The 12,054-nt window shown below is 42.6% G+C and carries 6 protein-coding genes; 3 read left to right on the forward strand and 3 right to left on the reverse strand.

Going from position 1 to position 12,054, the window contains the following annotated elements; translation table 11 throughout:
* Window position 1: 1 nt before the first annotated feature.
* Complete coding sequence (locus OGI71_RS16730; RefSeq protein ID WP_282250414.1) at window positions 2-2,365, reverse strand: glycoside hydrolase family 3 N-terminal domain-containing protein; 2,364 nt, start codon at window positions 2,363-2,365, stop codon at window positions 2-4.
* A gap of 381 nt (window positions 2,366-2,746) precedes the next feature.
* The gene (locus OGI71_RS16735; RefSeq protein WP_282250415.1) at window positions 2,747-3,247 is read right to left on the reverse strand and encodes a hypothetical protein; all 501 of its coding nucleotides are present in this window, start codon (window positions 3,245-3,247) and stop codon (window positions 2,747-2,749) included.
* A 429-nt stretch (window positions 3,248-3,676) separates the two neighbouring features.
* On the opposite strand from OGI71_RS16735, the gene OGI71_RS16740 reads away from it, so the two are divergent.
* Entirely contained in the window at window positions 3,677-6,067 is a 2,391-nt protein-coding gene (locus OGI71_RS16740) for a TonB-dependent receptor (RefSeq protein WP_282250416.1), read from the forward strand.
* Window positions 6,068-6,183: 116 nt separating this feature from the next.
* Here OGI71_RS16740 and OGI71_RS16745 read toward each other — a convergent pair whose 3' ends face one another.
* Complete coding sequence (locus OGI71_RS16745) at window positions 6,184-6,876, reverse strand: outer membrane beta-barrel protein (protein WP_282250417.1); 693 nt, start codon at window positions 6,874-6,876, stop codon at window positions 6,184-6,186.
* A 255-nt stretch (window positions 6,877-7,131) separates the two neighbouring features.
* Here OGI71_RS16745 and OGI71_RS16750 point away from each other — a divergent pair, with 255 nt between their 5' ends.
* Together OGI71_RS16750 and OGI71_RS16755 are read left to right on the forward strand one after the other, a co-directional pair.
* Complete coding sequence (locus OGI71_RS16750; protein ID WP_282250418.1) at window positions 7,132-10,335, forward strand: TonB-dependent receptor; 3,204 nt, start codon at window positions 7,132-7,134, stop codon at window positions 10,333-10,335.
* Between the two features lie 13 nt (window positions 10,336-10,348).
* Window positions 10,349-12,052 carry a RagB/SusD family nutrient uptake outer membrane protein gene (locus OGI71_RS16755; protein WP_282250419.1) on the forward strand — a complete coding sequence of 568 codons (1,704 nt, stop codon included), beginning with the start codon at window positions 10,349-10,351 and terminating at the stop codon, window positions 12,050-12,052.
* Window positions 12,053-12,054: the final 2 nt, after the last annotated feature.

The following is a 12,054-nucleotide window of genomic DNA, read 5'->3' on the forward strand; positions in this document are numbered from 1 at the left end:
TTTAATAATCCTTCTTTAGCTCCATCTCCCCTTTCAATCGGATATCATCGGATGATGTACCAACCAGCAACCTGAATTTCCCTTTTTCTGTTTTCCATGCATGAGTTGCATTCCACAGTTTGAGGTCTTCTTTGTTCAAGTGGAAAGTGTACTTCTCTTTCTTTCCTGCTGCAATAGCTTTGCGTTCAAATTGTTTTAACTGCATAATGGGTGTTACTACCGAACTAACTTCATCGACAACATATAACTGTGCCACCTCATCGCCGGTCACACTACCCTTATTTTCGACATCAAAGGATACTGTACAGACAAAATCATCCGCCCCTTCGGTCAGTCCCATCTGTAGGTTGCTGTATTCAAACTTACTGTAACTTAATCCGTAGCCAAAAGCATATAGAGGTTTCGCGGACATCTCCACATAATCGTGATGTTTAGGTTTCGTATGATTATAATGTACCGGAAGTTGACCCACAGAGCGCGGCACGGAAATCGGTAACCGGCCAGCGGGATTATAATCGCCAAACAAGACATCGGCAATGGCCAATCCGCCCTCCTGTCCTGGATACCAGGCATTCATAATTGCAGGAATATGTTCTGCTGCCCAATTTAGATTAAGCGGTCTTCCCATAATCGTCACCAGCACCACAGGTTTTCCTGTTGCCTGGATCGCTTTCATAAGTTTTAATTGATCGCCCATCATATCCAACGAAACGCGGTCAAATCCTTCACCGCTTTCCATATCACTGACTGTATTGGGATCTACATTCGCCGCTCCCGTTGCCTGGTAGGAAGTTTTGAAATCCCGTGCACTGGAACCGCCGAGAATCAAAACCACCGCATCGGCTTGCTGTGCTGCTGCCACCGCAGCCGCAATATCAGATTTCGTCGTGTCACGGATAGCGCAACCTTTTACATAATCAACTTGCGTTTCTTTGCCTACCGCTGCGCGGATACCTGTCAATACAGTTTGAACCTTGCCATCAGCCTGTGGAGCCGTATAGTCACCCAATTGATTGTATGCATTGTCGGCATTCGGTCCGATGACCGCGATGCGTTTCAACGATTTGCTCAATGGTAGGGTATTTTGTTCGTTTTTCAGCAAGATGATGGATTCCCGGGCAACCTGTCGCGCAACAGATTTATTCTGCGCTGTGGCAACTTTTTGAACAACGAGTTTCTCATCCACATAAGGTCGGTCAAATAGACCAAGATTGAACTTCATCCGCAATACGCGGGCTACTGCGGTATCCAATACAGCGGGCTCCACCTGGCCCTGTTGCACAGCTTTCAAAAGATTTGGACCATATCCCGATCCGCTCAGGTCAACATCCAATCCCGCATGTATACTTTGTGAAGCAGCTTCCTCCGCTGTAGCGGCTGTAGCATGCCCCCCATTAAGGCCAGAGATACTCAATAAATCTGACACCACAAATCCAGTAAAACCCCAATCTTTACGGAGAACATCCTTTAACAACCAGGGATTTGCGGAGCATGGAATTCCATCAATGCTATTATAAGCAGTCATAACCGAGCCTGCGCCAGATTTAACGGCCTTTTCGAAAGGTGGTAAAAAATAGTGTCTTAAGCTCCGTTCACCAAATGATACCGATTCACCGTTGTGCCCACCATCTGGTGCAGCATAAGCGACAAAGTGTTTTAATGTACCTATGATTTTATCCTGTTGTCCAAGTTTCTCACCCTGAAAACCACGGATCATCGCAGTTCCCATCTTGCCCGTTAAATAAGGATCTTCGCCATAAGTTTCCTCCGTCCGCGACCAGCGTGGGTCTCGTGCAAGATCCAGAACCGGTCCATAGCCATTTTTTCCACCCACAGCGTAGGTTTCCAGCGCTATTGTTGATGCCATGCGTTGAATCAGCGTCGGATTCCAGGTACTCGCTTGCCCTATTGCCGTCGGAAATACCGTAGCACCAATAGCCATATGTCCATGTGGAGCCTCTTCCGACAGCAGCAATGGGATTCCCAAACGGGTACTATCCAGCATATACCGCTGAATGGCGTTGGTCGCACGTGCAGCCTCAATCGGATTAAGACCATTCAGGAGTGTTTTTTGCGTCCAGGGATCGGCACGCAGTGTTGCCCACAACAACCCGATGTGCTGCTCTTTGACTGCTTTCTTTAATTTGTCGCTCACCCCTACATGCTTCCCCTTCTTCTCATACATTTCCCATCCAAGCAATTTGCTCAGCTGTCCCACCTTCTCCTCTACGGTCATTCGTCCCAAAAGATCATTAACACGCTGTTCGGTAGGGAGACGACTATCCTTATAAGGCAATTGTTGCGCCTGGAGCTGTGGATAAAGCAATGTTGACATCGCTGTCAAAAGTAGTATTCGGAGTTTCATGTAGTTTAAAATTATCGGAGTTATGCAACCGGTTTCCAAAAGACTAAAATAAGGATTTAAAGATAATAATCAAGATAATTTTTCTGTTATAGAAATTTCAGTATTTAGAGTCAATAGAACTAATCTACTGCTAGATTTACGCAGTAATTAACGATAATTTTCAATATGAATATTTAATATTATGGTGATTATGGTTAAGAAATCAGTGGCACACATGTAGAAATTATAAGGCTGCTTCTGATGGAGCAAATTCAGCAATGCATTAAAAAGGTTACTAACGGTTCTTATACAAGTACGATCCATCGCCTGTAAAAAGAGATTGTCTATAGCCTAAATAAAAAAGACGGCAAGCCGTCTTTCCATTCATGTGTTATAGGAATGCTACTTATTTTTTTCTTTAATTTTTCCCTTAAAATAATATGCCCTGGAAATAACAAAAGCAAGGGGATTGTTATTTCGATAGGTTAAGACCAAATAATCTCCGTCCACAAGGACACCATAGCTCTCGTACTGATCGCTATCAGCAAACTTAATGCTCTTTTTCTCTTTGTCATAGGTAAAAGACCGTTCAGACTTTCCATCTAAAATAAACTGTTCAAAAGTTCCTTTATCAACCTCACAAAGCTCTTTTCCGCGCTCTAGTTTTAATTTTTGAAAATCACTGCCAAAAGAGAAAGAATAAATATTATCCTTTTCACAATCTTCCGGTTTATAATGAGACTGCTCATCTTTAGTATCACTGGTAGAAAATGTCGGAGTCCAATCATAAGCTTCCAATTGTTTTTTCACATCTTCCGGCGCGATTTTTTCCGGACTGATGGTATCCTTACTGCAACTGCAAAACAAAATCAATACTAGAATTCCCTTAAATAATTTATTCATCCTGGTTCTCATTTAGTTATAATTTTATAACGTTTCAGTGTCGAATTTCGCTACAAGATGAGAACATTTTCTAACCAAAGAGATAAAAGATTCGAACTATTCTTGAGAACGACTGACTTCCGAATGCGCGGCAATTGCTTCGGTCCAAAGATTAGGACAATCTGTTTGTACAATGCGCACATAAGGGTATTTTTCCAAAAAGGACTGACAGATTTTTGCACCTTCTCGACTCGCTTTTTCATCATCATCGACCAGAGTATAAAAAATGTTAATAACAATGTTAATTGATTGAATATAAGAATCATTTTTGTTAATAACATTCCAGCCATTTGAAGTTTTTGAGGAGGAAAAGAAACAGTTAAAAAAAATTATACTAATCACTAAGGGTAAAGTGAAAGTTAACTGTCATAGAGATAAAGCTTAATCAATATGAAACTAACATCAATCTTAATAATTGCGCTGGCGACTCAGGCCACGCAATCACTTGCCCAGGCACAAGATTCGACGAAGACAAACCGACGGGTCGTGACCGAGACTGTCAAAGGTACTGTCCTGGACAAAAATACAAGACTTCCAATTGTTGGTGCTACTATTGTACTGTCCTCCAATGGCAATACAAAATCTGTGAGTACAGATCAGCAAGGCATATTTAGGTTGCTGCAAGTTCCTGTAGGGCGCCAAGTCCTGCAAATACGCATGGCAGGCTACCGACAGGAAGAATTATCAGAATTGCTCATTACATCCGGGCGTGAGAATATACTTAACATTGAAATGGAACCGCAGGCAAACACGCTGAACGAAGCTGTCGTCTACGCCAATACGGGAAAGCAACCTTTAAATCAAATGGCAATGACCAGTGGTCGCTCATTTTCACCAGAGGAGACCAATCGGTATGCTGGGGCTTTCTTTGACCCCGCAAGAATGGCACAGAGCTTTCCCGGAGTCGTCGCTGGTGGTGACGATAATGAGATTATTGTGCGCGGAAATTCACCTAAAAGCTTACAGTGGCGATTGGAAGGGATTGAAATTGTAAATCCCAACCACTTTGGTGCCGAGGGAGCCGCTGGTGGGGGGATAAGCATGCTTAATACCATGGTTTTGGGAAAATCTGATTTCTATACAGGTGGACTGGCCGCTGAATACAACAACGCCATATCGGGGGTGTTTGACCTTAGATTTAGAAGGGGAAATACCGATAAACGCGAATACACATTCAATGTCGGCGTGTTGGGGGTAGGTGCAACTTTAGAAGGTCCTTTCAAAAAAGGAAGCGATGCATCGTATTTAATCAGCTACCGGTACTCCTCATTGAGTCTATTGGAAAAAGTAGGTGTAAAAGTCTCGGATACCGGTATCCCAAAATATCAGGACCTCTCCTTCAATTTTGTATTTCCAACCAAAAAGGCCGGAACATTTTCATTGTTTGGGATAGGCGGTCTGGGAACAGTCAAAGAAACTGCTAAACGCAATTTTCAGGAATGGGAGGAACGCACAGATGCACAGGACATGAACCTGGGATTTAACGCCGGAAGTGCTGGACTAAAACATCAATATATCGCCAATGATAGGCTGTATTTCATCAATATTATTTCGGCATCAATCAGCCGCAATTCCAATAAAACAGATACCCTGACACAGGATTATGTAACTAGCCTATATCACAAAGATAAATTTACAAATACCGCAATCCGTTATGCTGGAAGCCTCAATTATAGAGCGAGCATCAAAAACACGATCCGTGCGGGTATCAATGCCAGCCTGCTTCGCTATGATCTCTATGCGCTAACCTACGATACCGAACTCGCGGCATTAAAAGAACGGATCAATGAAAATGGAAGTACCAGTACCTATGACGCCTTTGCACAACTCAAAACTGAACTATCCGACCGTCTGACATTAAATACGGGTGTACATGCCAACTATTTTGCCTTAAGTAAAAGCTGGACTGCAGAACCCCGATTGGGCTTAAACTGGAAGGTCGCAGCAGACCAGACGATATCCTTTGGTACCGGGCTTTACAATCGTTTAGAACCACTCAGTTATTATTTTGCCAAGAGCGGAACCGGACAAAATACAACAGACAATACCGCACTATCTCCTACCAAGTCTGCTCAGGCTGTTGTTGGGTATGAAAAGAATCTAAGCCGGACACTCCGGGTTAAGACCGAAGTCTATTATCAACATCTATATAATGTCCCGGTTTCTTCAGATCCAGCAATGAATTTCTCCCTACTCAACGTATCAGATATTTCAGCTATTGGTACATCAACCTATCGTCAACTGGTCAATAAAGGTACAGGCAGAAATTATGGTATTGAGTTAACGGTTGAAAAATCACTCAGCAAAGGCTATTATTTTATGGCCACCACTTCGGTATTTGATTCCAAATTCAAAGCACTCAATGGTAAAGAATACAATACAACATTCAATACACGCTATGTTGGTAATCTATTATTGGGAAAAGAATGGACAGTAGGAAAGAATAAAAACAACCTATTTGGTATGAATGCAAAACTGATCTATGCCGGCGGGAGAAAATACTCACCGGTTCTGGAAGATGAATCCTTGCGTTTAGATGAGGAAATCATCGATCAAAGCCGGATTAATACGTTAACTGCCGATCCTTATATTCGACTTGATTTTTCATCGACCTATCGAATAAATCGTAAAAAAGTGAGTCATCTCCTTATTCTGGATATTCAAAACATCCTCAATAGAGAGAATACTGTCGGGATGCATTACAATTTCAGCAAACGTATTATCGAGCCGCAAAAATGGACTGGTATCATACCGACCATTAACTATAGGATCGAATTCTAAACGCTACATATAATAGACTCGAATAGACTTACGATATAAAAAGATTGATTCTTAAAATCATTTTAGGAATCAATCTTTTTAAATACAGGCTTATAGCTATAATAAAAAAATAGTTTCTAAAACTTGTAACCCAAAGAAATTCCTAATGAACGATTTCTTAGTGATCCCCCAGGTTTATAATCGCCCCATTTTGATTCCAAATTAGCAATCCCTTTTTGAAACTCCATACCAACAAGATAATGTCCCCTGAATAGATAGTTCACTTTGGCCCGAACACCGTAATCAAACGATTTTCCAAGAATATAATCTCCATAATCCGCTATACTGGCATCATTTTGAAACTTAATATCACCTTTCTGACCTATACCGATATCATCAATATAGACTGTTTCTGGAGTTTTCCATTTCCCCCCTAATCCAAAGCCTATATAAGGCCCAAGTCCAAATTGCAGGTGATCGTTACCGATTGGTGAATTAAAAACAACATCAATGGGTAATTCCAGATAGGAAGTATTAGCCTTAAAATTATTGCCCCAGCCTATGATTTTACCTTCATTTCGTTCGAAGCCCCGTTTAGCGAATACAACCGCCGGCTCAATAGCGAAACGCTCGCTCATTCTTATCGACGGACCAATTCCTAAATACAGACCTCCGACGGATTCCGTATTTGCTTTATTACCATCCTTGTTTTTTGCATCGATATTCGAGAAGTTCAGGCCTGCTTTCACATTCCATTTAGTTTGTGCGTGTACGAGACAGCCCCCGATCGACAAACATAACAATAACGACAGTTTTTTGATAGTAATCATAAAAGAAATAGGTTTATATAATTTTCATTGTTAACGATAAACAAATGCAAACCGCTACCATTAACCATCAATTTACGGAATAAATACAATTTCACTGCCTATATCTGGCTTCTTTTCAGCATAAATTCAGCTAGAAGCATACTGATTTCTTTACGAAAACGATTGCGACGAAATGACAGAATCGTTTATACTGAATGCTGTAAATTCACAGTACAGAAAATTCATTTTTTCATCCAATTAAATCTAACAAAGCCTATGATCAAGATCCAAAATGCATCCGTTGCGAAAAATCGCTGGGTGCAAGCGGCAATCCCATTATCCTGCCTGTTGGTCGTATCCAATCTGGCAACTTCCCACGCCGCCCCGTTGACCCCTAAATTTACACATAGCAAGCTTTCGCTAGCCATACAACAGAGTTCTATCCAAGGTAAAGTCGTAGATAGTGAAGGTAAGGCCATAGCAAATGTGACGATCCAAATCAAAGGGACCAATCAAGCCACATCGACTAATGCAACCGGTTTTTTTGAACTCAATAGCCAACAGAAAGATGTCATCTTGGTGGTAAGAAGTATTGGTTACAAAACCATCGAAACTGTTGCCCATGCCGGTTCACCTTTAACAATCACCCTGGATAAAGAATCTAAAGGACTTGAAGAAGTTGTCGTCGTTGGTTTCGGTACGCAGAAAAAAGAGAATGTGACAGGTTCCGTCTCCTCTGTTCAAATGTCGGAAGTCCTGGAAAGCAGGCCCGTTACCTCCCTATCTGCGGGTTTAGCAGGTCAGGCACCGGGGCTATATGTCAATCAAGGTTCAGGTAGACCGGGGAGCGATGGTGGTACTCTTCGGGTACGTGGTCAGGGAACATTAAACAATTCGAATCCACTTGTTGTGATCGACGGTGTTATCGGTGATATGAATCTAATCAATCCACAGGACGTCGAAAGTATGTCGGTATTGAAAGACGCAGCTTCAGCTTCCATCTATGGTTCACGCGCAGCCAATGGTGTTATCCTCATCACGACGAAAAAGGGAAAGACCGAACAGTTTAAGGTTACCTATAATAATTATTTCTCTAGCCAGAAACCTTCCAATACCATCCAAATGGTTTCCAACTATGCCAATTATATGGAGCTGATTAATGAAGGGTACAAAAATGGCGATCCAAATGCGAAACCTACATTTTCACAGGAAAAAATAGATCTTTGGCGACAAAATTCAGGGCAAGATCCGTTGAAATATCCCAATTCAGACTGGGTGTCTGAACTATTTCAAAATAAGATCAGCCAAAACCACAATCTGTCCTTTACAGGTGGAAGTGAAAAAATTAAATTTTTCGGTTCCTATGGTCTATTAAATAATCCCGGTGTTATTGAACAAGCTACCTACAAACGTCATACTGGTCGCATCAACCTCGAAGCCGATGTAAAACCCTGGCTTACGCTTGGAGCGAATATCAATGGTGTCGTCTCAAAGACCGATATCGGCACCAATATCATTGATGATGTATTCACCTTTGCGGGAGCGAGTACCCCAGGTATGGTGCTAAGGGCTCCGGACGGCCGGTTTGGTTCGCCCAGCAATCCGGAAGAGAACCCGCAATCCAACAATGTGCTTCACCGCCTCTATGCTCAAAAAGGCAATATTAATAAGAATCGTTTTGTATCCCGATTTTATGGAAAGTTAAAGCCTATTGAAGGCCTTTCTATCGAAGGATCGTACACCTATACTTATGACGACGATTTTATCTATTCGCAGCCTGTGTTCAACGATCGTTGGGACTTCTTGACTAATACCGTCGCCACCGCTGGCACTGGGCGTTCCTCTGTTACCAACGAGTCTGTTAAATCATATCGTTATTATATGGACGGAGTTGCCAAATACAAGAATAAGCTATTTGATAAATTAAATTATGAAGTGATGGTAGGTGCCAGCCAGGAATATTTTAAAGATGGTTGGTTTGCGGCATCCAAACTGGATCTTGTCGATCCTTCACTGACGGTGTTAAATGCGGCGACAATGGATGCTTCCGCCTCCGGCAACACCACGGATTGGGCCATGCGCTCCTTCTTTGGGCGACTCAACCTCTCCTGGGATGATAAATACCTCTTGGAAGCCAATCTCCGTACCGACGGTTCATCGCGCTTTATGACAGGAAAAAGCAGATGGGGTACCTTCCCTTCGGCATCTTTCGGATGGAAAATCTCTTCCGAAGATTTCTACGATGTCAAATGGATGCCAAGTCTTAAATTCCGTGCCTCCTATGGTGCATTGGGCAACAATGGTACTTCAGACGCATCTTTCCGCAGAGACGCTAATATTAACAACTACGAATATCAGACACTATACAATCCGGCCAATTACATCCTGAACAATCAGCTTTATGTCGGATTTGCCCAGACTGTCTTGAGCAACCCTTTATTGACCTGGGAAAATACCTATATCCTGAATGCGGGTCTGGATTTTGACCTCTTCAATTACAAATTGAGCGGTTCAATTGATGTTTTCAATAAAGTAACAGACAATATCCTGATCGACCTACCAGCACCTTTAGTTGTCGGAAATGCAAGCATACCACGTACCAACGCAGCAAAAGTCCGCAATAATGGTATCGAACTTAACCTCAACTACCGCGACAAAATTGGGGATGATTTCAAATTCAACATCGGTGGTAACTTCACCTTCATTGACAATAAAGTGGTCAAATTTAAAGGCAACGACAAATCTATTTCAGGAGCGAATCTTTTACAAGAGGGCTATGCCATCAACACGCAGTATATTTTGTTGACCGATCGCATCTTGCAGACAGACGCAGACATGCAACTCGTACAACAAATGATCGACAATGCTCCTACTGATCCAAATACAAACCAAAAAGTAAACCCATTTGCCTCCTATGGGACACCAAAGAAAGGCGATTTACTCTATAAGGACGCCAATGGCGATGGCATCATTAACGACAATGACCGGGTACCTGTCGGGCATGGTACTGCGCCAAGGATCACTTATGGCTTTAATATGGGATTTGATTATAAAGGTTTTGACTTTTCGGTTTTTCTACAGGGTAATGCAGGCAATAAGGCTATTTGGATAGATAATTATTACACACCAACTGTACGTTGGGGCTACCAGATCAACCAGGAAATCGCGGATGGCAGATGGACAGATGGAGCTACTGATGCCAAATATCCACGACTCTTGCCATACACAGATACAAGAAACACCAGAAACAGTGATTTCTGGTTACAGAACAAAGCTTTTATCCGTGTAAAAAATATCCAACTCGGCTACACCATTCCGAATGAGATTACCAAACGGATCCAGGTTCAGAATCTACGTGTTTTTGGATCGCTGGAAAATTTCTGGACGATTACTAGTTACAAAGGGTTCGACCCCGAGGTGAGTGGCACCAATTACCCAACAATGAAACAGGCTGTCTTCGGTCTTAGTTTAACATTTTAAGTTGTCAAATATCATGAAAAAGATTTCACTACTCATAGCTGGATGCATTGCATTATCATCTTGTTATAAGCTCGATACAACACCTTACAGTCAGGTCAGTGCCGATACATTCTGGCAAAATGAAGACCAGGCGCTCGCTGGCATATTAGGTTGTTATAATGATCTAAAAAAGGAAGCGACCTTCGGTTTACAATTTTCTTATGATGGGCTCAGTGATATTGGGCTGGGCTATGATCCTCCAGGCCTAGGCGAAGTCATCAGCGGTACATTTACAGACCGCTCATCCGTTATTGTGGAAAGGTGGCAGGCCGGATATGACCTGATCCAGCGCTGTAACCATGCCATCGCCCATATTCAGCCGATGACCATAGAAAAAGCCAAACAGGAAGGTTTTATTGCCGAAGCAAAATTTCTCCGTGCGCTAATGTATTTTCAATTGACAAACCTTTATGGAGCTTTGCCAATATATGACGAGACAGTTGATCTGAACAGAGATTTTAGTTCACTCAAAAATAGCCGTTCTTCCGTTGAAGATGTCAAGAAATTCATCCTTGCGGACCTCAACTATGCTATCGATAAATTACCTGTAACGTATGACGCAAAACACTATGGTCGAATCACAAAGGGTGCAGCCTATGCTTTGAGAGGCAAAGTAGCCCTGTACAATAAAGATTGGACATCAGCAATCCGGGATTTTGAAGAAATTGTCTATAACAAAACCAACACTTACGGTTATAACCTCAGTGCTAATTATGCGGCATTGTTTACCATGGAAGGGGATCAGGCTCCTGAAATGATCTTTGCTATACAGAACATGGGCGGAACAGGATTTCCTTATGGCATGCCTATGGCTTTCTATATGGGAACGAGATCAACTTTTGGCAGTGACTGGAACAACTGTATGCCAAGCACACGGCTTGCAGACCGTTACGAAAACCGAGACGGAAGTCCGTTCAACTGGAATGACCATTTCCCAAATTATAATGCAGACAATGCCGTTAAAAAACAAGCGATGGAATCCACACAATCGGGTGGTGTGCTGACAAAGGTACCCGACACAGCCAAGCTACGTCAGATCTATGCCAACCGGGATCCACGGATGAATCAAACACTTATTGTCCCTTATTCACACTACTTGGGCTGGAACGCCAACAAAGAACGTGACATGCAGTTTATTCTTGCAACAGGGGTAAATGAAAATTTCGGGCAGATCCGTAATAATCGGGGCTGGTATACCTACCTATGGCGCAAATTCGTACCTGAAGGCAATCTGAAAGGAGCGATTACCGATCGTGCTCATACACCGATCAATTTCCCGATCCTTCGTTTGGCAGATGTGCTTCTGATGCTTTCCGAAGCCTATAATGAAACCAATCAGCTGGACAAGGCAATCACGGAACTGAATAAGGTACGTACACGTTCGAAAATGCCTGCACTGAATAGCGGCAGTTCATTCCTGGTCGTGAACAGTAAAGCGGAAATGAGTAAACGTATCCAACACGAACGCGCAGTAGAATTAGCAGGCGAAGGATGGCGCTATTTTGATCTCAAGCGTTGGAATCTACTGGAAGATGTGTCGAAGGGCATTATTGAAAAAGGTGTTACTGGCGACAATCTCGTTACCAGAGGGTATCAACCCCGACATAAGCTTTGGCCGGTACCGGGACAAGAAATAGAGATGAACGCGGCACTTCTGCCACAAAATCAAGATTGGTAAAC

It is taken from the genome of Sphingobacterium sp. ML3W (genome assembly GCF_029542085.1).
Lineage (GTDB): Bacteria > Bacteroidota > Bacteroidia > Sphingobacteriales > Sphingobacteriaceae > Sphingobacterium.

What these genes read in the sequence shown, in the direction of transcription:
- OGI71_RS16740 (WP_282250416.1), top strand. Translation starts at nt 3,677, where the DNA reads ATGAAACTAACATCAATCTTAATAATTGCGCTGGCGACTCAGGCCACG.
- OGI71_RS16745 (WP_282250417.1), bottom strand. Translation starts at nt 6,876, where the DNA reads ATGATTACTATCAAAAAACTGTCGTTATTGTTATGTTTGTCGATCGGG.
- OGI71_RS16755 (WP_282250419.1), top strand. Translation starts at nt 10,349, where the DNA reads ATGAAAAAGATTTCACTACTCATAGCTGGATGCATTGCATTATCATCT.
- OGI71_RS16735 (WP_282250415.1), bottom strand. Translation starts at nt 3,247, where the DNA reads ATGAATAAATTATTTAAGGGAATTCTAGTATTGATTTTGTTTTGCAGT.
- OGI71_RS16750 (WP_282250418.1), top strand. Translation starts at nt 7,132, where the DNA reads ATGATCAAGATCCAAAATGCATCCGTTGCGAAAAATCGCTGGGTGCAA.
- OGI71_RS16730 (WP_282250414.1), bottom strand. Translation starts at nt 2,365, where the DNA reads ATGAAACTCCGAATACTACTTTTGACAGCGATGTCAACATTGCTTTAT.